Here is a 20,631-nt window from a genome sequence, read left to right on the forward strand (position 1 = left end):
GGCTGGTGCCCGGTGAGAATATACCAGAACAACATCTTTACACCGCAGCAGGCGCGCCTCCACGACTTGCGGCGCCCCGCCCACTGCTGTCCGGCGCGCCTGACTGTCGTCATGCCATAGGAGTGCCACTGTCGAGGGGATGAGTTCTTTGGTTGATCGTGCGCAGCGCACAACTCGAGGTATCGGGCGCAGAAAATCGGCTGAGGCCGAGCGGAAAGACAGGCGACCGCGCCCGGTTCCTGACCGCGACGCTGACGACACACGGGTTCTGCTGACTCTCGCCTTCCGGCCGACGGGCGTCACGGTCGTACTGCTGTCGACATTGATCGTGGTGACGCTAGTGGTGGCGAACAGCGACCTGACGGGGACGTTCGGTGCAATCGCTGCGGCATGGCTGGCGATCCATCAGGTCCCCTTGACGATCGAAGACACCACTCTCGGTGTTCTCCCGCTGCTTCCGACCGTGGGCATGGTGTTCGCCGTATTCCGGGGTTGCGCGGCAGTGATGACTCCCGAGTCCTCACCGCAGAGGGCATTCCGGGTTGTCGGCGCCGCCGTTGCCGGGCCCCTTCTCATGACGGCGATCGCGCTTGCGGTGATAGCGGACGCGTCTGCGGTGATTCCGTTGTCCTCACCGAACGCACTCACCGCGTTCGGGTGGGTGCTCTTCGTACATTTGCTCGCGGCGTCGATAGCCGTCGCTACCGTTGCATGGTCGACGATCGGCGAGCACGTGCCGTCATGGGTCCGGAATGCGGTCAGGCCGGGACTGCGCGCCACGATGGCAATACTCGGCGCCGGTGCGGCCATGGTCACGATTTTTCTCCTGCTTGGCTGGTCAACGGTCGGCTCTTTGATCGAACGCGGGGACGGCGTCGTAGGGATGCTGGGGCTCACGGTCCTTTCGTTGCTCTATCTGCCGAACGTCGTGGTCGGTGCCGCCGCCGCCCTCACTGGAGGGACTGCGCAGATTGGCGATGTCTCGGTCAGTGTCTTCGGGAACGTCGGTGGCTCGTTGCCTCCGCTGCCTCTGCTGGGCGCTGTTCCCGACGGGATGGCCGGTGGCGCCTGGCCGATACTGCTGGCGATTCCATTGCTGGCCGGGGTCATGCTCGGACGGGATTGCGGACGCCGAGTCTTCGGACAGGACGCCGTGTTCACCGCGCTTGTTGCCGCCGCCGCCGTGGGCATCGCCATGTCGGTGCTGGGACTCGTGTCGGGGGGCAGGCTCGGGGCCTTCGGCATGGTCCAATTCAGTTGGTGGGCCTTCGGGCTGCTGACGTTCGCGTGGCTAGGGTTCGCGGGGGTGGTGACCGCGGTGATCGTGGCGTGGCACCGCAATCGGGGTGCCACCGAGGAAGCCGGGACCCAGGTAGCCGAGGAGGATGATCAGCCTCGCCTGCCCGGCGCGCAGGAGGTGCTTGCCATCGCCGGCCCCGTCGGCGAGGAGCCGCCGGCGGCAGCAGGTGAGGTGCCGAGTGGTGTCATCGTGGCGGAACTGGTTGACGAGGTCGAAGCGCCCACAACTGCCGACTCACCGACAGAGGTAGTGGTGGACGCGGAGATCGAGGTAGACGAGGTCCCCAAGCCCGAAGTAGACCTGCCACCAGGACCCGCGCCCCGCAGCGACTAGGCTCTTGGGCGGTCGACATTTCGGCCGACCACCTTGTGACTCGTCCTTGGTTGCACCCGGCCTTTCGATTATTCAGGAGCAGAACTCTGACTTCCCCGCGTGACCACCCCAGGCCTACGGCGGAGGCTTCGAGCTCGTCGGTGGCAGTGTCACCGATGCGTGTCGTGGTACTCGCATCCGGTACCGGAACCCTGTTGAGGTCGCTGATCGAGGCGTCGCGGGTTGACGGGTACCCGGCGGAGATCGTCGCCGTCGGTGTCGACCGCGACTGCGATGCCATTCGGCACGCCGAGGCCGCAGCGATCGAGCACTTCCAGGTCAGTCTCCGCGAGCATGCCGACCGCGCCGCCTGGGACGCCGCACTCACCGAGGCCGTCGCGGCGCATCAGCCTTCGCTCGTCGTTTCGGCTGGATTCATGAAGATCCTCGGTCCCGCCTTCTTGGGGCGCTTCGGTGGCCGAATAATCAATTCGCATCCTGCGTTGCTGCCCGCATTCCCGGGCGCGCACGCGGTTCGCGACGCGCTGGCGTACGGGGTCAAGGTGACAGGGGCGACTGTTCACCTGGTGGACGCGGGTGTGGACACGGGCCCGATCCTGGCGCAGGAGACTGTGCAGGTGCTCGACGGCGATGACGAACCGACGTTGCACGAGCGAATCAAGACTGTGGAGCGACGGATGCTGGCGGAGGTCGTCGCCGCTGTCGCGACCCGTGGAGTTGTATCCGATGGACGAAAGGCCGTGATCCCCAGTGAGTGAACGTAAGGCAGTGCGCCGAGCGCTGGTCAGCGTCTTCGACAAGACCGGGCTGGTCGAACTGGCTACGGGCCTGCACAAGGCAGGCGTCGAACTGGTGTCGACAGGGTCGACTGCAGCGAAGATCGCGGACGCAGGCATCCCGGTCACCCCCGTGGAATCGCTGACCGGATTCCCCGAGTGCCTCGAAGGCAGGGTCAAGACCCTGCATCCTCGAGTTCACGCCGGTGTCCTCGCTGACACTCGCAAGCCCGATCACCTCGCGCAACTCGAGGAACTAGGCATCGAGGCATTCCAACTGGTTGTCGTGAATCTCTACCCGTTCACGCAGACTGTCGCGTCGGGTGCGACACCGGACGAGTGCGTCGAGCAGATCGATATCGGCGGGCCGTCCATGGTCCGTGCCGCAGCGAAGAACCACCCGTCGGTGGCGGTCGTGGTTGACCCCGATCGCTACGCGGACACGCTCGCCGCCGTTGCAGATGGTGGCTTCACCCTGGCAGAGCGCACCGCGCTCGCCGCTCAGGCATTCCAGCACACCGCGTCCTACGACGTCGCGGTGGCGAGCTGGATGACGTCGACACTGGCAGGATCGGACGATTCGCAGTTCCCGGGGTGGGCCGGAGCCACCTGGGACCGCTCGGCCGTGTTGCGGTACGGCGAAAACCCGCACCAGGCTGCCGCTCTGTATGTCGACCCAGTGGCCCCCGCGGGTCTGGCACACGCCAAGCAGTTGCACGGCAAGGAAATGTCCTACAACAACTACACCGACGGCGAGGCGGCTTGGCGTGCGGCGTTCGACTTCGGTGAACCCGCCGTGGCGATCATCAAGCATGCCAACCCGTGCGGTATCGCAGTCGCCGCCGACATCGCCGAAGCGCATCGCAAAGCGCACGCGTGCGATCCGGTCAGTGCGTATGGCGGTGTGATTGCTGCGAACCGTGAGGTCACCGTTGAGATGGCGGAGCAGGTTGCCGACATCTTCACCGAGGTGATCATTGCACCGTCCTATGCGGACGGCGCCCTCGGTGTGCTGCAGCGCAAGAAGAGCATCCGCGTTCTCCTCGCCGCCCCACCGGCGCGGGCCGGAATCGAACTGCGCCCCGTGTCCGGAGGGGTACTGCTGCAGGAACGCGACGTACTCGACGCCGCAGGCGACGACCCTGCCAAATGGACTCTGGCTGTCGGTGACAACGCAGATGAGCAGACTCTGGAGGACCTCGAATTCGCGTGGCGGGCGTGCCGCTCCGTGAAGTCGAACGCGATCCTGCTTGCGAACGGTGGCGCCTCCGTGGGCATCGGAATGGGCCAGGTCAATCGAGTCGACTCGGCTCACCTCGCCGTGCAGCGTGCAGGCGACCGCGTGGTCGGGTCGGTAGCCGCGTCGGACGCGTTCTTCCCGTTCCCGGACGGTTTGCAGGTGCTCGCGAACGCCGGCGTCAGGGCCGTTGTGCAGCCGGGCGGTTCGGTTCGTGACAACGAGGTGATCGACGCCGCCAAGGAGGCAGGGATCACCATGTATCTGACCGGCGCGCGGCACTTCGCCCACTAGAAGGCTCAGCTGGAAGTAGTGGCGTCCCGAACGAGCCCCGGCGATTGGCCGGGGCTCGTTCTGCGTCGTCAGGCTGCTTCTGCCTCTCGCCCTGACCGGCCGTCTCGCTGTCGTGGCGAGTCGGCGATCACTATCCGGGCGGCGCCGCGCCTGCGTAGTTCGCCGACCAGTTCGCCGACCCCGGACTTGTGGGCGTCGCCGCAGTGTGAGAGGTCGAGCGTCACGGCATAGCCGGTGAGGTCGTTGGGCAGGTCCATGTCGGGCGGTGCCGTGGATAGTTGGTTGATGCGTAGTTTCACTAGGTGCTCCTGAACGTGAATAGGTAAAAGAAAGGCACCCGAGGGGAGTTTCCTGGGTGCCCGAGAATGACTTGGTGAAAGTCTCAATATTCTCGGGGTGTACTGGAGTCGGTGATGTGCCTGTCACCGGAGGGGCCGCGCCATATGGGCACGGATCGCCAGCGCGCATGGAGCTGCGTCATGGCGGTACCTCCCGCGTGTCGTTGCCAGTTGGCAGACGAGGCTACCTCACGGGTTGAAGGTTCGCACCCCAAATAATTCTCCGAATGCGCACAAACGCAGGATTATGTTCGGGATTTTCGCGCAGATGTGCGCATTCGAGGTGCTGTGGACGGTGGGTCGCGCTATCCACAGGCCGCGAATTCATGCGTGCGGTCGAGGACCCGACTGCCAAGGTTCGAAGATGGGGGAATTCGAACAGCCGTTTCGGGGATCGGAAGCGCTGAAAGACGGCCGGCTCACGCGTCACGGGCTGAGTTCTTTCCGCCGCCTGCATCGAGACGCATATCTGGATCGGAGCGTCGAGGTCACAGCGATCTCGCGTGCACGCGCCGCGTGGTTGTGGGCGCGCGGTGGCGCTGTCCTTGCGGGGTACTCGGCGGCTGCGGTGCACGGAACCCGCTGGATCGGGTCGGGAGAGTTTGCAACTCTGATCCGGAAAGGAAGCAGGCGATCCGTAAACGGAATCGTGGTGCGCGCGGACACCCTGCTGCCGGAGGAGGTGTGCCGAGTGGACGGGATGCTCGCTACGACTCCGGCCCGTACCGGGTTCGACCTCGGCCGATGGCTTGCCGGTGACCGTGCCGTCGAGGTGCTCGACGCGCTCTGTCACGACACCAGAACAAGTCTGGCGGAAATCTCCGCTGTGGCGAGCCGGCATGCGGGCGAACGCGGTCTAGCTCGACTACGAACAGTTGCCTGCCTCGCCGATCCCGGCGCCGAGTCGCCTCCCGAGACGAGGACTCGACTCTTGTTGATCCGCGCAGGTCTACCGACGCCTACCACCCAGATACCGATAGCCGACCGGTCTGGTCGGGTTTTCGCCCGCGCGGACATGGGCTGGGAGATGTGGAGGGTGCTCGTCGAATACGACGGTGTACAGCACTGGGCGGACGAACGTCAGCGCACCTGGGACATCGAGCGGTTGGAGCGGCTCGCCGAACTCGGCTGGGTGGTGGTGCGGGTAAATGCGGAGCAGTTGCGCATGAGGCCCCACGCCGTCGTCGCGCGAGTTCGAGACCGACTGAGGCAGGCAGCCGCACCCGTTTGAATGCGCAGAAATGCAGATTTCCACTTGACGTGTGGCTGCAGAACTGCACACTCGGCGCGCGTCTTCGCCTCCGCGCTATAGCGTGGCGATCCAGCTGCTGAAGGGCTCACTGAATTCCGCCGAATAGGGTAAGCGCTCAACGTAGTCCGGCCCGGTAGACGATCGATCTCCGATGTCCTTCAGAACATGATTGGCGTTTGTCATCAGGACTGGAGTCAGTGCTGTGTGCGCGAGCGCCTCGTTCAGGCCGGCGACGTCCTCGAGTTGCACTTGGATGTCCTTGGCGGAGCAACTCGTCAGGACAGGGAAGCCGGCGGGAAGCTGCCTCGCGAGAGCCCGCGGATCGAGCGCGTCCTCCTCGGCGAGAGCCTTCGCGTTCGCGTTGACGAGGCCCGCGTTCTGCAAGGGTTCCGGCAAGTCGTCCGGGATCGTCCCGGACGTGCGGAGCGACTCGACGGTGTCTGCGAGCGCAAGCCGTAGTTCGTCCGCCAGTTCCACTGGCAACTGTCCGGTGCCCTCGGCGGCATCCAGTTGGGTGTGGATCTGGGTGGTCAGCAGGTCGAGAAGCCGCACGCTCAGAGGTTCGAGGAGTCCCACGGCATGTACGCGTGAGCCCTGGTCGGCGGTTGCGAGTGCGAGCGCGACGAGGGCGCCGTCGCTGTGCCCGATCACGACGAGCTTGGATGGGTCGACCCCAGGTTGGGAGGCCAGGAAGTCCAGGCCGGTGGAGGCAGCGTCCACGAACGTGCTGAAGCCGAGGCCGCCGACTTCATCGACTTCGTACGGGCCGAGGGCGGTCTCGCCGCTGCCGATCTTGTCGTAGCGCAGGCTCGCGACGCCGTGCTGTTCGAGGACGTCGGCGAGAAAGCGGAGGGTTCCGATGTCACCGGGGAGCAGCGCGCTGTCGCCGTTGCGATCGGTGGGTCCGCTGCCTGCGAGCAGAAGTGCTGCGGGCGTCGATCCGTTGGCGTGGTCGGGTGTGCGCAGGCTGCCGTAGTAGGTGACGGCGCCGCTGTCGAAGGTGATCTCGATGTCAGGCATGGGGACTGTCTACCAGTTCGGAAAATTCGCTGAGAACGAGATCTCAGAGAAGCATCACAGAACTCACAAATGCGGACATTAGCGTCTACATCATCAGTTGTCCCAACAGATTACGTCCGGGATGACCCTCGACTCCAGAAAGGTGCCGCACCATGAACGTCGTACGACTGAGCTCCGGTGACTTCGCCGCCGCCATGTTCTCCCGCGACTTCATCGATCGTGGATGCGACCGTGAAGTCGTCGAGCGGATTCATCGTGGGGCGCTCGACGAATGGGTGACCGTACTTGCCGGTTCAGGGATGCTGTCCAACCGCGTAGTCGCCGACTTGGTGCGCTCGTGGCGCGCGAATCCGCGATTGTTGCTCGATTCCCTTCTGGTGGAGTCTGATCAGACCATGCGCCAATACTGCGACGCCTTGTGGTGCGAGTTGGAGGGATTCTCGCCGCCACAGGCATACGCCGCCTGAGCGGCCTCGTGGCTGTTCCGTTCCGCAGCGGACGATTCTGGCGGTCGACACGGAACAGCTGCATACCTTTTCGCTCATCCCACCGGTAGCTTGGTGTGGTGACGTCATCGGAATCCAGACCTTCGACTATCGGCGAACTCCGTGAGTCGGGCCACGTTCAGCGCTCCGTCAAGGAAGAGATCCGGGCGAATTTGCTCGAGGTCTTGCGTGACGGACGTGATCCGTGGCCTGGCATCGTTGGCTTCGAAGAGACGGTGTCACCACAGCTGGAGCGGGCTCTTATCGCTGGTCATGACGTGGTATTGCTCGGAGAACGTGGTCAGGGCAAGACCCGGCTACTGCGTACTCTCGCTCAACTCCTCGATGAATGGACCCCGGTCATCGCTGGTTCGGAACTCGGGGAGCATCCCTATGAGCCGATCACCCCGGCCTCGATCCGCCGGGCGCGGGAAATGGGTGACGATCTGCCCATCGCGTGGCGGCACCGCAGCGAACGGTACTCGGAGAAACTCGCGACACCCGATACTTCGGTAGCTGACCTCGTCGGTGACGTCGATCCGGTGAAGGTCGCGGAGGGGCGGAGCCTTGGCGACCCCGAGACCATCCACTTCGGTCTCGTGCCCCGCGCTCACCGGGGCATTGTCGCCATCAACGAACTGCCGGACCTCGCCGAACGCATCCAGGTGTCGCTGTTGAACGTGATGGAGGAACGTGACATCCAGGTGCGCGGGTACAGCCTGCGGCTCCCACTGGACGTATTGATGGTGGCCAGCGCGAACCCTGAGGACTACACGAACCGTGGTCGCATCATCACCCCACTCAAGGATCGTTTCGGTGCCGAGATCCGTACGCACTACCCGACTCGACTAGAGGACGAGGTCGCGGTGATCGAACAGGAAGCGCAGCTCGCCGCTGAAGTACCCGATTACCTCCTCGAAATCCTGGCTCGGTTTACCCGATTGCTTCGCGAGTCGACGTCGGTTGATCAGCGATCGGGGGTGTCGGCCCGTTTCGCGGTGGCAGGCGCCGAGACCGTCAGCGCGGCGGCGGTACATCGTGGTGCGGTGCTCGGGGAGGCCGATCCGGTCGCACGCCCGGTCGACCTCGAGACAGTCGTCGAGGTCCTGCGGGGCAAGGTCGAGTTCGAATCGGGCGAGGAGGGGCGCGAGATCGAAGTTCTCGAGCACCTGTTGCGTAGGGCCACCGCCGACACCGCTCGCGCCCGATTGGGTGGCATTGATCTGGCCGAACTCGTGACCGCCGTCGAAGAGGGCGACCCCGTGGTGACCGGTGAGCGGATCACGGCCAAGGCCCTGTTGAACGAACTACCCGAACTCGATGTCCTCACCGAACTGGCCGAGCGTCTAGGCGCCGAATCCGACGGGGAGAGGGCAGCGGCCGCCGAATTCGCTCTCGAGGGTCTGTATCTGGCGCGGCGGATCTCGAAGAGGCCGGACCCCTACGGGCAGATGGTCTACTCCTGATGCCCCGCAACTCGCGGTACGGGCCGTACGACGGTGGAGACCCACTGGCACCGCCGGTGGACTTGCGTGAGGCCCTGGCTGCGATCGGGGACGATGTGCTGGCAGGCAGTTCACCGCAGCGAGCGCTGAGGGAGATGCTCCGGCGGGGAAACAAGGAACTACGGGGACTGGACGCTCTTGCGGCCGACGCCAATCGGCGTCGGCGCGAAATGCTTCAGCGCGGCAACCTGAATCGCACGTTCGAAGAGGTCCGTGAACTGCTCGACCGCGCGGTGCTCGAAGAACGCAAGGCATTGGCCCGCGCGCTCGACGACGATGCCCGCTTTTCGGAGATGCGCCTCGAGGAACTGTCGCCCTCGACCGCCCAGGCCGTGCAGGAACTCGCCGACTACGACTGGCGCAGTTCCGATGCCCGCGAGGACTACGAGAAGATCAGGGACCTGTTGGGGCGGGAACTACTGGACCAGCGCTTCGCCGGTATGAAGCAGGCGCTCGAGGGTGCGACCGAGGAAGACCGCGAGCGAATCCGAGAGATGCTCACCGACCTCAACGACCTACTGGACAAGCACTCGCGTGGTGAGGACACGCAGGAGCAGTTCGACGAGTTCATGAGCAAGCACGGGGAGTACTTCCCCGAAAATCCGCGCAACGTCGAGGAGTTGCTCGATTCACTGGCCCAGCGTGCAGCGGCGGCTCAGCGTCTGCGCAACTCGCTCTCGCCCGAGCAACGCGACGAACTGGATGCGCTGGCGCAGCAGGCTTTCGGTGATCCTTCGCTGATCGGCCAATTGGACCGACTCGACCAGCATCTGCGGGCGGCCAGACCCGGCGAGGACTGGCAGGGGGCGCAGCGATTCCGGGGAGAACGCGGTATGGGCCTTGCAGAGGGCGCCGAGGCGTTGCAGGACATTGCAGAACTCGAGTCGCTGGCTCAGCAGTTGTCGCAACAATATGCCGGCGCCGAACTCGACGACATCGACGTGGACGCGTTGGCGAGGCAGTTGGGTGATGAGGCCGCAGCGGACGCGCGAACTCTCGCCGACCTCGAAAAAGCGTTGCGAGATCAGGGCTTCTTCGACCGCGGGGCGGACGGCCAGTGGCGGCTGTCGCCGAAGGCGATGCGTCAACTCGGCCAGACAGCGCTCCGCGACGTGGCGACCCAATTGTCCTCGCGTGGTGGGCAGCGGGAGACGCGTCGGGCGGGAGCGATGGGAGAGCCAACCGGTGCGTCTCGCGAATGGGTGTTCGGTGACACCGAACCCTGGGATGTCACGCACACCATCACCAACGCCGTACTGCGCACGGCGTCCGATGAGAACGGCAGCCGATCCGTTCCGGTCAAGTTGTCCGTCACGGATGTGGAGGTGATGGAGACCGAGCAGCGGTCGCAGGCTGCGGTCGCGCTGCTCGTCGACATCTCGTTCTCGATGGTGATGGAGGGAAGGTGGGTGCCTATGAAGCGCACCGCCTTGGCGCTGAACCATCTGGTGAGCACACGTTTTCGCAGCGACGAACTGCAACTCATCTCGTTCGGTCGGCATGCGCAGGTACTGAACCCGTCGGAGCTGGCCGGATTGGACCACGGCCGGGAACAGGGCACCAACCTCCACCACGCGCTGTTGTTGGCCGCCCGGCATCTTCGTCGTCACCCCAACGCGCAGCCCGTCGTCCTGATCGTCACGGATGGCGAGCCGACAGCACACCTGGAACCGGACGGGTTCGCCTACTTCGACTACCCGCCGAGCGCACGGACACTCGGGCTGACGGTTCGTGGACTCGATACCCTTGCGCGTCTTGGTGCCCACGTCACGTTCTTTCGGCTCGGTGACGACCCCGGCCTGGCGCGCGTGATGGACCGGATGGCCGAACGGGTGGCCGGTCGTGTCGTGGCGCCGGAACTGGACGGTCTCGGCGCTGCCGTGGTCAGCGACTACATGCGCCGCCGCCGGTGACGGTGATCGGTAACACTCGGTGAACAGCGCTGGTCGGCAACTGTTTTCTTGCACGGTGGAGGCCTGAGTCGCCGTAGCATGCGAGGAATCGATGTCGTCTGATTCTTGTGGGGGATGTGTACGGTCGGCGTTCGGTTCAACGCGCGAGATTCTGGATTCGTTGGCGGACACTGTGATTGCACGATCGACGACTACGACGGACTCTCGGGCTCGAAGCAATCAGCTCGGGAGGGCGTCGATTGCGATCATCAATGGTCACGGGGTCCCGTCTATCACCTCGCGATCGCCGAGGGGCTGTTGCAACTGGATCTCCATCGTGGCGAAGACCGCTACGAGAGTGCACATCTTGTCGGCTGCTTCCGGGAGAATGCCGGTGCGGAGCGAGACATTGACAGAGGAGTCGGTCTCGACCACCGTCGCGTCGGCACCGTAACACGCTGGTGTTCCGGTGACGAAATGGATCGCAATGTTGTCGCCTTCAGTGCGCGACCACGACTCGAACGGTGTCGGATTCGCTTGCACGATGTCTGGGCGCGGTACGAACACGGTGCCGAATTCCTGATCCGGCACCTCCGAGGGGCGAGGCATACGCGCCTGCGGCATGGTCCGCGTCGGACCCTCGGCGGAAGTCACTTCCGGCGGTGCTGTGAGCTCGTCGGTGTTCGAAACGGGTCCGCACGCTGCGACAGCGAGGCATGCCAGCAACGCGAGGACAATTGCGCGCATAAACCACGGTAGCGTCAATCTTCCGCAAGCCGGACACCATTGCAATCGCCGGAATCGCAGCCAACGCCCCGACTGCGACATACCCCGGTGGGGTACGGTCTGTCTACACTGGTGGCCATGGCAAGGCGCAGGTGCACACTTTCAACGCGCACCGCGCCGCCGATGTCGGTTGCGGCCGGGGTGTCCATGGTGCACAGTCTGATCGCTCGTGTAGCTATCGCCGCTGGTGGCGATCATCCCGCGACCGCTCTCCCTCACGATGCAGGCCCGCGACTACGAGGGCGGCGAAGCTCTCGATTCTGCAGGTGTGACAGGGAGCCCGGGGCATGTGCCCCGGCGGATCCGGCTGTCGCTTTTCCGAATTGATATCCAGGAGCTTTTTCATGCGTACCAAAATCACGACTGCGATCGCCGCGACCGCAGGCACTGCGCTTCTTCTCGCCGGCTGCAGCACAGGCTCGACCGACTCGACTGCGGCACAGTCGACGTCCGTAGCGGCGACTTCGGCGGCCGAGTCGCAGGGCACATTCAACGACGCCGATGTGAATTTCCTGGAAGGGATGTACCCGCATCACGCCCAGGCCGTCGAGATGGCCGACATGGTTTCGGGGCGCACCGACAACGCCGATATCGTGACTCTCGCGGGGGCCATCAAAGCGGCGCAGCAGCCCGAAATGGACCAGATGGCCGGGTGGCTCCGGCAGTGGGGGCAACCTGATCCAGCGGCCGGCATGCAAGGGATGCCCCACGGAGACATGCAAGGGATGATGTCGCCGGACCAGATGCAGGGCCTCGAGGCGATGTCCGGCGCGGATTTCGATCGGATGTGGCTCAATATGATGATCGAACATCACCAGGGCGCGATCGACATGGCGAACACCGAACTCGCCGACGGTGAGAACCCCGAGGTCAAGCAACTCGCCACCGACATCGTGGCCGAGCAGCAGCGGGAGATCGCCGATATGCAGGCGATGCTCGGCTGATGGTCTCTCAGGTACCTGCGGGAGCTACCGGCTCGTGAATGGTAGCAGAGCCATCTCGCGAGCGTTCTTGACCGCGACGGCCACCTGACGCTGCTGTTGGGGGGTCAGGCCCGTCACTCGGCGGCTGCGGATCTTGCCGCGATCGGAGATGAAGGTGCGGAGAAGGTTGATGTCCTTGTAATCGACATACTCGATCTTGGCTGCGAACAACGGGTTCTTCTTGGGCTTGCGGCCCTCCACAGGACGTGGCTTCTTCGACGGGGATTTCTTGACGGCCATCTTCTTCCTTTACAAGCTCGACTTGTGGACGCCCGGCAGCTCCGGTAGCGCGCCATCTCCCGAACACACGCGAGAAAGCCCGAAATTCCTCGGGTGGCCACGCGGGAAGTCCATCCGCAGCGTCTCGATTGCGCAATCGTACCGGACTCGAGCTGGGCCGCAGAGGCCGCAGTATCAGCGAAAGTCCTGCATTTTCGCCACGCCAGAATCTACCCCTTCTTAGACATATCTCAGTCGATCAGGTCAAACTGTCGAGTATGCGGATACTGGTGGTCGACGACGATCGCGCTGTAAGAGAGTCCTTACGGCGGTCGCTGAGCTTCAACGGGTACTCCGTGGACTTGGCCGTCGACGGTGTCGACGCTCTGGAGAAGCTGGCTGATGCGCGTCCCGACGCGCTGGTGCTCGACGTGATGATGCCACGTCTGGACGGTCTCGAGGTCTGTCGTCGTCTGCGTAGTGTCGGCGACGATCTCCCAATTCTCGTTCTCACCGCCCGCGACTCCGTGTCGGAGCGGGTGTCCGGACTCGATGCTGGAGCCGATGACTACCTTCCGAAGCCGTTCGCGTTGGAGGAGTTGCTGGCAAGACTTCGAGCGTTGTTACGTCGAGCCGCACCCGAGCCGGGTACCGACACGGAGACGATGACGTTCGAAGACCTTGCCCTCGATCCGGTCACCCGTGAGGTGACGCGCGGTGACCGCTCCATCAGTCTCACCCGCACGGAGTTCTCTCTACTCGAGATGCTGATGGCAAACCCGCGTCGGGTCCTCACCCGAGGCCGAATCCTCGAAGAGGTGTGGGGATACGACTTCCCGACCTCCGGTAACGCGCTCGAGGTCTACATCGGATACCTCCGTCGCAAGACCGAGGCTGATGGAGAGTCGCGCCTTTTGCATACCGTTCGAGGAGTCGGCTACGTGCTTCGGGAGACGCCTCCGTGATGGCACTCCCTTTCCATCGGACCGCCGACAAGTCGGGGAAGCCCGACTCGCAGCAAGCGTCAATGAACATCACGGGGCCGATCCCGGTCGCCCCGGAGATGCGACCGCCCATGCCGCTGACGCGGTCCGTGTCGTTGCGTTGGCGGGTCACGCTTCTCGCTGCGTCCGTAGTGGCCATCGCGGTGGCCGTGTTGGCAATTGCCGCGTATGCCATGGTCTCGCGCGCGCTGTACGCCGATGTCGACAGCCAGCTCCGCACTCGCGCGGCCGCGCTGATCGACAGCAACCTCGTTACGTTCGATCCCCGCTACATAGCCGGTGCGACGCTCTACACGACAGACATCAGTGTGGCGCTGATTTTCCCGGATCTCGATACCTACATGCCGCCAGGGACCAGCGTCCCGATCGGTGAACCTGAACTGGCGGTCGCTCGCGGTGACCAGCACATGTCGTTGCGAACGGCTGAGAAACAACGGGTGCTGGCTGAGCGCACGCTGGACGGCAGCACACTCGTCATCGCGCAGCGGTTGGCGCCGACGGATGCGGTGCTCGGGCAGTTGGCCTGGGTCCTCGTCGTAGTCGGCGGGTGCGGCGTCATACTCGCGGCTATCGCGGGAACGACAGTGGGTCGCACTGGTCTGCGGCCGATCGCGCGCCTTACTGCCGCAACGGAGCGGGTGGCGCGAACGGACGACCTGACACCGATGCCGGTCACGGGCAACGACGAACTCGCCCGGCTCACCGAGAGTTTCAACACCATGCTGCGAGCCTTGGCGGAATCGCGTGAACGGCAGAGCAGGCTCGTTGCCGACGCCGGGCATGAACTGCGGACGCCGCTGACTTCGCTGCGCACCAACATGGAGTTGTTGATTGCATCGAGTCGTCCTGGGGCGCGGCATATTCCAGACGAAGACATGGCGGAACTTCGCACGGACGTCATAGCCCAGATCGAGGAGCTTTCTCAATTGGTGGGCAACCTGGTGGATCTTGCGCGGGAAGAAGCCCCGGAGACGGTATTCGAAAGAGTCGATCTCAGCGAGGTCGTGGACCGGTGCCTCGAGCGGGCGCGCCGCCGGCGCAACGAGATCGACTTCACCGCCATCACCCTTCCCTGGTTCGTTTACGGCGACCATGCCGGGTTGTCGCGAGCGGTACTGAACGTGTTCGACAACGCAGCGAAATGGAGTCCTGCCGGATCAGATGTGAAGGTGATGATGAGGCCGGTGGGTGACGGACTTCTCGAATTGACGGTCGACGACGCGGGTCCAGGTATTCCCGAGGAGGATCGAGAGCTGATCTTCGACCGCTTCTACCGTTCCACCGCTTCGCGCTCGATGCCCGGATCGGGTCTGGGTCTTGCGATCGTCCGGCAGGTCGTGATCAAACACGGAGGCACGATAGCTGTGGACGTCTCGGAGCGGGGCGGTGCACTGATCCGCATCGTGCTTCCGGGAGAACTCGATGTGGAATAGGCTGAACTGACAAGCTCGGAAGAGGGACCTGGGTTTTTCGGAGCCTTGGGTTCTGGTTCCGGGGTCTGGGTAAACGTACAGGCCGATCTCAGGTGGCTCTCAGCCCCATCGTGCATTCTCATATGCAGAGACGGTGCGACTGCCCGCTGCGGGCAGTCGCAGGCATATGGAGGTGATGCGATGACCGACGATCGACACAGTCACGACAGTGGCAATCAAAACAGCGCCGGTAATGGGGAGGACGCACGCCCGGGTCAATCGGTTCAGCCTCAGCAGATTCCGGGTCATCAGCCGACCGAACAATTTCCGGCAACTCCGCACAACACGACGGGCGCCCCGACCGGTCAACCGGGTCACGAATTCCCCGGCTACATGCAGGGTCACCCGTACATTGGGCCGCAACAGAACACAGAGCAGTTTGCGCAGGCTCAGCCCGGCGGTCCGCAGGACTACGGGTCGCAGCAGCACCCGGCGTCGCAGCAAGAAGCGAGCCAGGGCCCATATGTCGGCTATCAGAGCCCCGGCTACCAGGTACCTGGGCAACCCGTTGCCGGATCAACCGAGGACAAGCGGCGCATCCGCACCGCCCTTATCTCGGGCGCCGTGGCGCTCGCCTTGGTGAGCGGCGGTCTCGGCGGTTTCGTGGGCTCCATGGCGGCTGACAGGACCGGCGGTACCTCGGTGGTCAACGCCCTCGACGCCCCGAGGGACAACACCGCGACGCCCGCAGCGAACGCTCCGGCAGGCACGGTGCAGGCAGTGGCGCAAAAGGTGGTCCCGAGCGTGGTGTCGATCGAGGTGGCGACGCCGGGCGGTTCCGGTGGTGAAGGATCCGGCATCGTGCTCTCCTCGGATGGCCTCATCCTTACCAACAACCACGTTGCGGGCGCGGCCGCTCAGGGCGGCAGACTGATGGTCGCCTTCTCGGATGGCACCACTGCCCCCGCAAGTCTTGTCGGGGCCGACCCGGTGTCCGATCTCGCGGTCATCAAGGTGGATGGCAAGACCGATCTGACTCCGGCGGAGTTGGGAACGTCTGACAGCATCCAAGTTGGACAACAAGTCGTGGCGGTCGGGTCGCCCCTCGGACTGGCGGGCACCGTCACCCAGGGCATCGTCTCGGCAGTCGACCGTCCGGTGTCCACCAACGGTGAGTCCGGAAACCAGAACACCGTGATCGACGCCATTCAGACGGACGCCGCGATCAACCCCGGCAATTCCGGCGGTCCACTCGTCAACATGGACGGACAAGTGATCGGAGTCAACACGGCCATCGCAACCATCGGCGGTGCTGGTGAGGAGCAGGGTGGGTCCATCGGGCTCGGATTCGCCATCCCGGTGGACCAGGCACAGCGAATCGCCAAAGAATTGGTCGATACCGGTACCGCAACCCAAGCGATCATCGGGATTCAGGTTCCCACCCAGGACGACGTGAATGGTGCCACCGTCGTCGACGTCACCCCGGGCGGTCCCGCGGCCGAAGCTGGAATCCCGCAGGGGTCGGTCATCACCAAGGTCGACGACCGAATCATCAACAGTGGTGACGCTCTCATCGCTGCCATTCGTTCACATTCGCCAGGGGACAACGTCTCGATCACCTATACCGACGCGAACGGGTCCAACCCCCAAACGGTAAACGTCACACTCGGTACCGCCGAGCAAGGAGGCAACTGATGAACACCGGGATTCTCGGGCAGGTCGAGTTGGTTCTAGGTGGGGCCGCTACGGTGGGCAACATGGACATCGAAGCCTCGTTGGCCGGCCATGCGCTGGTGGTAATCGTCAACGACCGCACTGCCCACGGAGAGGGTGAGGACTCGACCGGGCCCCTCGTCACCGAGTTGCTGGGTGAGGCAGGGTTTATCGTCGACGCCACCGTCGCGGTGGCCGCCGACGAGGTCGAGATTCGCAACGCGCTCAACACTGCCGTCATCGGCGGGGTCGACCTCGTCGTGTCGGTGGGGGGGACCGGAGTGTCACCCCGTGACGTGACTCCTGATGTCACCGCGGAGGTTCTCGATCGCGAGATTCCGGGTATCTCGGAGGCGCTTCGGACTTCCGGTCTCGCCAGTGGTTTGCTGGATGCGGGCCTCTCGAGGGGTCTAGCCGGCGTGTCCGGTAGCACACTGGTGGTCAACCTGGCATCTTCCCGCTCCGCAGTGCGGGACGGGATGGCTACTTTGACCCCCTTCGCCGCACAGGTAATTTCCGAATTGTCCGGTTTGGAAGGCTGAGACGATTTCTCGTCACGACGAGGCGGAGGCTCCTCGGTACGACGACGCCGAATCACACGCCGAGCCGAAAAATCGAGAAGCAACGAGCCGGGCCCTTATCGACAGGGCTCGGCTCGCGCGCATCTTCGGGGACGTCTTCCCCGATACGACCGCGGACGAACGCGAGCATGGGGACTCGACCAGTGCCGACGAGGAATGGCTGCGTCGGCAGCGCCCCCCGCATCACGGATAGTTACCTTCGAAGGTCCGACGCAATACGAATTGTGATCTTCTGTTCGACTGTCTGCTTCTGTGCGGACGGCTCGGTTGTCGGAGATTTCACACGGAGTTGCGCTGTGTAGCGGCTGACTCCGGGGATGTCAAGGAAGTCGTGTTCGGGCAAAACGGGCGGGGTGCGCGGGAACACAAAAGTTTCATGTTTGTAAAACGCAAGTAAAGGCTGTCTAGCTTAACTTGAACGGCCTGCGAACTTACTGGTCATGGCGCATGGTGCCCGGTTCAAGAGGGCGGTGGAACATCCCAAGTTTCTCCCATATTTCACTGTGCTGTACATCACATTTGCCTTTACCCCCGTTTTAATTGCTTAGGCAACCGTTGGGCGGTTAATGTCCTCGGCGAGTCAGTACTGCAGATGGAGGGCGGGGCGGACAAGCCGTTGCCCAGTCGGATCCCGATGGTTCCCATCGGTGATTCCGTCCCTGGTGCGGTTGTCAAGTTGTTATGCCCCCGAGTTCACCTCGTGATCGTAGGAGCTTGATGTCGTGCTGGGCCCGACACGGACCACTCCTCAGTCTCGAAAGTCGTGGCTGGGAACGAGCAAGAATCCTGATGAGGGGAACGAATGAGCCAGAACCGAAAGACCGGCCTGCGTCGCGTAGCCCGCATTGCCGGCCTGGGTGCCGCCGCAGCCGTTGCACTGGGTCTGATGTCTACGGGCGCTGCGAACGCTGACACCTTCGTCCCGCTTCCCGGTGGCGAGAAGGTTATGGACGCGGGCGGTGTCAATGTGAAGGTTGCCCGCAACGCCGAGAGCGCGCTGCTGTCTCCTTCGCTGTCGGCCAACGGCGCCAGCCGCGTTGCGTGGCTGTCGGGCGACGTGTTCGCCGACCTCGGTGGCAACGTTCCGGAGGAAGGCGCAACGCTGACTACCGGTTACATCGTGGGATGCCAGGCCGACATATCCGGTCTCGATGCCGGACTCGCCGGAGGCTTCTCGCTGACCGGCCCGAGTTTGGGCGCTGCAATGAGCATGCCGATGTCTCCCGGCGAGGTCACGTTCGTGAAGCTGGGTGACAAGTCGGATCTGAAGCCGGGTGTGTCCGCGATTCAATACCGCGACCAGCAGCTCGAAATCCACGGCTGCGGTGGTCACGCGCAGGCCCGTGCAGTCTCGGTCATCGAGGTACCCGGTAACCACTACGTCAAGAGCACCCTCTACGGGCAGCCGTTCAGCCTGGGCTGATTGCTCGTCAGTACCCACTTCATTCCTTCTCGCATCAAGCGACATTCACCCTAGAGGGGAACAATGAACAGCAAGACCATGCGCCACGGCGCCAAGGCTGCCAGCGTGGTTGCGGCGGCCACCGTTGCGATCGGCCTCTTCTCCAACGGTGCGGCCAATGCCGACACCTTCATCCCGTTGCAGGACGGTGAGATCACCCACACGCTGATGGACGGCACGGTCGTGACGGTGCGTCAGACCGGCAACAGTGCGATCATCAGCCCGTCGATGGGGGCAACTCCGTTGCACCGCAACGTGTGGGCGTCGGGCACCGTCGACGTGTCGATCGAGGGCGGCACCGCGGAGGGCGGCTCCATCGACACCGGCTACCTCGTCGGCTGTCAGGTCAGCTTCGGCGGCAACGCCGGTGGTGGCGCCGGTACCGCCGCCAGCTGGGAGGACATGACTGACGGCAACGGCCAGATCACCCAACCGTTTGACATGGGCACTGACATCTTCGGTGGCGGAATCTCCATCGGCCCCGGCCAGACCACCAAGGTGTCGATCCTCGACATCGAGTACGCGGACGACTACGGCGCCGAGGCGCACAAGAGCGATTTCGACTTCGAAGGCAACCGGGGTGGCTTCACCTACTCTGACGAGACCTTCAGTGTTTCCGGTTGCGCCGGTCTCGCACATGCCCGCTCCTACACGACCGTCGAGGTCTCGACCGACAGGGTCGACGGCGTTGTCACGCTCTGGGGACAGCCGTTCAGCATGGGCTGATATTCCATTCCAGATCTGACTCCGGGTCCGCACACGCTGGTGGTGTGCGGACCCGGAGTCATTTCTCGCTATGCACCGCTTGGTCGAGTTCGCTCCCTCATCTCCCCTAGGGAGGTCCTTTGGGCGTCACTGGAAGGTCACGGTGATCGCGTTGGTGAGTGAAGCCGCGGCGACCTTGGTGGCTTCGGGTGCCGGCAGAGCCAGCATCACAACGCGTTCTCTCTGATCACGTCCGTTCTCCGAAGGGGTCACCAGCACGACGACCGCGCGCGAGGCCAACACGGTGGCGCCGGGCTGACGGTCCGGATTCGCAGGTGTCTGGGGATCGACCGTGAGCACATCGACGCTGTCGCCCTCACGTAGGAGCTCGGTGACAGCGGGATCGGCCAGTCGGATCGGCACGATACGAGCATCCTCGATCCCCGCGGCTCCGGCGGCCAGGCGTGGTCCCAGAACTCGAACGTCGGTGAGCGGCTCTCCTGCGCGGGCAGGCCCGGCGAGCGTGCGACCGGTGACATCCGCTACGGCGGTGACAGCTCCTTCAGGCAGGCTGCCTGCTTCCCACTCCACCAGATCGACATCCTCATCCGTCAGGGCACGTCCGGGTTCGAGATTGCGCGCAGCCACCACGACCGCGGACCGGTCGGAATCCGGATTTCCGCGCACCAGCAGAGCGATGGCCAGGAGTAACAGTGCTGCGGCCAGCACTCGTCTGGCAACTACGGTGCGGCCCCAGCTCGGACGAGTGAGGTCGGACAGGCGGTCCGCCCAGGACGGGCTCAGGCTTTGGTTCGTGAGGTTCGGTCTGCGCGGGGCAGGCTCATACGACATGGGCCGACGTTAGAAGACCGCAGGACCATCGACGACGCTGGACGACGTTGCCTGTGGACGAGCTGAAAGTTGTGGACAGCTGTGTGACGAACGAGAACTAGCTGGCAGCGGCCTTGGCTGGAGTGGCTGACGACGTAGACGAGGATGCTGACGAACTATCCGACTTCGAGGCGGGGGCGGATTCGGTCTTGGCGGAATCAGCCTTGGCGGGCTCGCTCGCAGCACCGGAGGAGCCGCGGCTGTCGGTGCGGTAGAAGCCACTGCCCTTGAACACGATGCCGACAGAGTTGAAGAGCTTGCGAAGTTTGCCCGAGCACTCGGGGCACACCGTCAGCGAATCTTCACTGAACGACTGAACGATGTCGAAACGGTTGTCGCACTCTGAACATGCATACGAGTAAGTGGGCACTGGGTTTCCTCCACACTGTCTAGTCAAACCGCAGATTTTTGGCACTCTACAGTCGACAGTGCCAACAACGCGA

The 20,631-nt window shown here is 63.9% G+C and carries 20 protein-coding genes and 1 pseudogene; 14 read left to right on the top strand and 7 right to left on the bottom strand.

What is annotated here, in order from left to right; translation table 11 throughout:
• Window positions 1-139: 139 nt before the first annotated feature.
• The 3 genes from AB0I57_RS02270 to purH all read left to right on the top strand — a co-directional run bounded on the left by AB0I57_RS02270 (window position 140) and on the right by purH (window position 3,940).
• Window positions 140-1,633 carry a DUF6350 family protein gene (locus tag AB0I57_RS02270; RefSeq protein WP_358329227.1) on the top strand — a complete coding sequence of 498 codons (1,494 nt, stop codon included), beginning with the start codon at window positions 140-142 and terminating at the stop codon, window positions 1,631-1,633.
• Between the two features lie 155 nt (window positions 1,634-1,788).
• Window positions 1,789-2,391 carry a phosphoribosylglycinamide formyltransferase gene (gene purN / locus AB0I57_RS02275; protein WP_358333058.1) on the top strand — a complete coding sequence of 201 codons (603 nt, stop codon included), beginning with the start codon at window positions 1,789-1,791 and terminating at the stop codon, window positions 2,389-2,391.
• Entirely contained in the window at window positions 2,384-3,940 is a 1,557-nt protein-coding gene (gene purH / locus AB0I57_RS02280; RefSeq protein ID WP_358329230.1) for a bifunctional phosphoribosylaminoimidazolecarboxamide formyltransferase/IMP cyclohydrolase, read from the top strand. The genes purN and purH overlap by 8 nt, the downstream gene beginning before the upstream one ends.
• Window positions 3,941-4,008: 68 nt before the next feature.
• Here the strand turns inward: purH and AB0I57_RS02285 are convergent, their stop codons facing one another.
• Window positions 4,009-4,239 carry a hypothetical protein gene (locus AB0I57_RS02285; RefSeq protein WP_358329233.1) on the bottom strand — a complete coding sequence of 77 codons (231 nt, stop codon included), beginning with the start codon at window positions 4,237-4,239 and terminating at the stop codon, window positions 4,009-4,011.
• 403 nt (window positions 4,240-4,642) lie between these two features.
• On the opposite strand from AB0I57_RS02285, the gene AB0I57_RS02290 reads away from it, so the two are divergent.
• Window positions 4,643-5,509, top strand: a complete 867-nt coding sequence (locus tag AB0I57_RS02290) for a DUF559 domain-containing protein (RefSeq protein WP_358329236.1) — start codon at window positions 4,643-4,645, stop codon at window positions 5,507-5,509.
• 75 nt (window positions 5,510-5,584) lie between these two features.
• Here AB0I57_RS02290 and AB0I57_RS02295 read toward each other — a convergent pair whose 3' ends face one another.
• Window positions 5,585-6,550, bottom strand: coding sequence for an alpha/beta fold hydrolase (locus tag AB0I57_RS02295; RefSeq protein ID WP_358329239.1), 966 nt, complete (start codon window positions 6,548-6,550; stop codon window positions 5,585-5,587).
• Between the two features lie 152 nt (window positions 6,551-6,702).
• Between AB0I57_RS02295 and AB0I57_RS02300 the strand changes: the two genes are divergently transcribed.
• The 3 genes from AB0I57_RS02300 (at window position 6,703) to AB0I57_RS02310 (ending at window position 10,453) form a co-directional block, all read left to right on the top strand.
• Window positions 6,703-7,017: a hypothetical protein gene (locus AB0I57_RS02300; protein ID WP_358329242.1), complete on the top strand. Its 315-nt coding sequence runs from the start codon at window positions 6,703-6,705 to the stop codon at window positions 7,015-7,017.
• Between the two features lie 98 nt (window positions 7,018-7,115).
• Window positions 7,116-8,501 carry an ATP-binding protein gene (locus AB0I57_RS02305; protein WP_358329245.1) on the top strand — a complete coding sequence of 462 codons (1,386 nt, stop codon included), beginning with the start codon at window positions 7,116-7,118 and terminating at the stop codon, window positions 8,499-8,501.
• The gene (locus tag AB0I57_RS02310) at window positions 8,501-10,453 is read left to right on the top strand and encodes a VWA domain-containing protein (protein ID WP_358329249.1); all 1,953 of its coding nucleotides are present in this window, start codon (window positions 8,501-8,503) and stop codon (window positions 10,451-10,453) included. Before AB0I57_RS02305 ends, AB0I57_RS02310 begins: the two co-directional genes overlap by 1 nt.
• A gap of 255 nt (window positions 10,454-10,708) precedes the next feature.
• Here AB0I57_RS02310 and AB0I57_RS02315 read toward each other — a convergent pair whose 3' ends face one another.
• Window positions 10,709-11,179 (bottom strand): hypothetical protein, encoded by a 471-nt coding sequence (locus AB0I57_RS02315; protein ID WP_358329252.1) that lies wholly within the window; start codon window positions 11,177-11,179, stop codon window positions 10,709-10,711.
• 383 nt (window positions 11,180-11,562) lie between these two features.
• Between AB0I57_RS02315 and AB0I57_RS02320 the strand changes: the two genes are divergently transcribed.
• Window positions 11,563-12,162 (top strand): DUF305 domain-containing protein, encoded by a 600-nt coding sequence (locus AB0I57_RS02320; RefSeq protein WP_358329255.1) that lies wholly within the window; start codon window positions 11,563-11,565, stop codon window positions 12,160-12,162.
• Window positions 12,163-12,186: 24 nt separating this feature from the next.
• On the opposite strand, the gene rpsR is transcribed toward AB0I57_RS02320, so the two are convergent.
• On the bottom strand, window positions 12,187-12,441 hold the full coding sequence (gene rpsR / locus AB0I57_RS02325) for a 30S ribosomal protein S18 (protein WP_358329258.1): 255 nt from the start codon (window positions 12,439-12,441) through the stop codon (window positions 12,187-12,189).
• A gap of 9 nt (window positions 12,442-12,450) precedes the next feature.
• Window positions 12,451-12,592, bottom strand: a pseudogene (locus AB0I57_RS02330) (30S ribosomal protein S14); the annotation flags it as partial.
• Window positions 12,593-12,698: 106 nt separating this feature from the next.
• Between AB0I57_RS02330 and AB0I57_RS02335 the strand changes: the two are divergent.
• The 6 genes from AB0I57_RS02335 to AB0I57_RS02360 all read left to right on the top strand — a co-directional run bounded on the left by AB0I57_RS02335 (window position 12,699) and on the right by AB0I57_RS02360 (window position 19,318).
• Complete coding sequence (locus AB0I57_RS02335; protein ID WP_358329261.1) at window positions 12,699-13,385, top strand: response regulator transcription factor; 687 nt, start codon at window positions 12,699-12,701, stop codon at window positions 13,383-13,385.
• Window positions 13,385-14,857 (top strand): HAMP domain-containing sensor histidine kinase, encoded by a 1,473-nt coding sequence (locus AB0I57_RS02340; RefSeq protein WP_358329264.1) that lies wholly within the window; start codon window positions 13,385-13,387, stop codon window positions 14,855-14,857. The genes AB0I57_RS02335 and AB0I57_RS02340 overlap by 1 nt, the downstream gene beginning before the upstream one ends.
• 180 nt (window positions 14,858-15,037) lie before the next feature.
• Window positions 15,038-16,531, top strand: a complete 1,494-nt coding sequence (locus AB0I57_RS02345; RefSeq protein WP_358329267.1) for a trypsin-like peptidase domain-containing protein — start codon at window positions 15,038-15,040, stop codon at window positions 16,529-16,531.
• Complete coding sequence (locus tag AB0I57_RS02350) at window positions 16,531-17,091, top strand: MogA/MoaB family molybdenum cofactor biosynthesis protein (RefSeq protein WP_358329270.1); 561 nt, start codon at window positions 16,531-16,533, stop codon at window positions 17,089-17,091. The genes AB0I57_RS02345 and AB0I57_RS02350 overlap by 1 nt, the downstream gene beginning before the upstream one ends.
• Window positions 17,092-17,932: 841 nt before the next feature.
• Entirely contained in the window at window positions 17,933-18,553 is a 621-nt protein-coding gene (locus tag AB0I57_RS02355; RefSeq protein WP_358329273.1) for an MspA family porin, read from the top strand.
• Between the two features lie 63 nt (window positions 18,554-18,616).
• Window positions 18,617-19,318: an MspA family porin gene (locus AB0I57_RS02360; RefSeq protein WP_358329275.1), complete on the top strand. Its 702-nt coding sequence runs from the start codon at window positions 18,617-18,619 to the stop codon at window positions 19,316-19,318.
• Between the two features lie 126 nt (window positions 19,319-19,444).
• Here AB0I57_RS02360 and AB0I57_RS02365 read toward each other — a convergent pair whose 3' ends face one another.
• A complete protein-coding gene (locus AB0I57_RS02365) occupies window positions 19,445-20,149 on the bottom strand; it encodes an SAF domain-containing protein (protein ID WP_358329278.1) in 705 nt (234 codons plus the stop codon).
• Between the two features lie 97 nt (window positions 20,150-20,246).
• Window positions 20,247-20,558, bottom strand: a complete 312-nt coding sequence (locus AB0I57_RS02370; protein WP_358329281.1) for an FmdB family zinc ribbon protein — start codon at window positions 20,556-20,558, stop codon at window positions 20,247-20,249.
• Window positions 20,559-20,631 lie beyond the last annotated feature (73 nt).

The organism is Rhodococcus sp. NPDC049939 (genome assembly GCF_040656415.1).
Taxonomy (GTDB): domain Bacteria; phylum Actinomycetota; class Actinomycetes; order Mycobacteriales; family Mycobacteriaceae; genus Rhodococcus_F.

Coding starts and splice junctions, on each gene's coding strand:
- AB0I57_RS02270 (WP_358329227.1), top strand. CDS start 140: ATGAGTTCTTTGGTTGATCGTGCGCAGCGCACAACTCGAGGTATCGGG.
- purN (WP_358333058.1), top strand. CDS start 1,789: ATGCGTGTCGTGGTACTCGCATCCGGTACCGGAACCCTGTTGAGGTCG.
- AB0I57_RS02290 (WP_358329236.1), top strand. CDS start 4,643: ATGGGGGAATTCGAACAGCCGTTTCGGGGATCGGAAGCGCTGAAAGAC.
- AB0I57_RS02295 (WP_358329239.1), bottom strand. CDS start 6,550: ATGCCTGACATCGAGATCACCTTCGACAGCGGCGCCGTCACCTACTAC.
- AB0I57_RS02300 (WP_358329242.1), top strand. CDS start 6,703: ATGAACGTCGTACGACTGAGCTCCGGTGACTTCGCCGCCGCCATGTTC.
- AB0I57_RS02310 (WP_358329249.1), top strand. CDS start 8,501: ATGCCCCGCAACTCGCGGTACGGGCCGTACGACGGTGGAGACCCACTG.
- AB0I57_RS02315 (WP_358329252.1), bottom strand. CDS start 11,179: ATGCGCGCAATTGTCCTCGCGTTGCTGGCATGCCTCGCTGTCGCAGCG.
- AB0I57_RS02320 (WP_358329255.1), top strand. CDS start 11,563: ATGCGTACCAAAATCACGACTGCGATCGCCGCGACCGCAGGCACTGCG.
- rpsR (WP_358329258.1), bottom strand. CDS start 12,441: ATGGCCGTCAAGAAATCCCCGTCGAAGAAGCCACGTCCTGTGGAGGGC.
- AB0I57_RS02335 (WP_358329261.1), top strand. CDS start 12,699: ATGCGGATACTGGTGGTCGACGACGATCGCGCTGTAAGAGAGTCCTTA.
- AB0I57_RS02340 (WP_358329264.1), top strand. CDS start 13,385: ATGGCACTCCCTTTCCATCGGACCGCCGACAAGTCGGGGAAGCCCGAC.
- AB0I57_RS02345 (WP_358329267.1), top strand. CDS start 15,038: ATGACCGACGATCGACACAGTCACGACAGTGGCAATCAAAACAGCGCC.
- AB0I57_RS02350 (WP_358329270.1), top strand. CDS start 16,531: ATGAACACCGGGATTCTCGGGCAGGTCGAGTTGGTTCTAGGTGGGGCC.
- AB0I57_RS02355 (WP_358329273.1), top strand. CDS start 17,933: ATGAGCCAGAACCGAAAGACCGGCCTGCGTCGCGTAGCCCGCATTGCC.
- AB0I57_RS02360 (WP_358329275.1), top strand. CDS start 18,617: ATGAACAGCAAGACCATGCGCCACGGCGCCAAGGCTGCCAGCGTGGTT.
- AB0I57_RS02365 (WP_358329278.1), bottom strand. CDS start 20,149: ATGTCGTATGAGCCTGCCCCGCGCAGACCGAACCTCACGAACCAAAGC.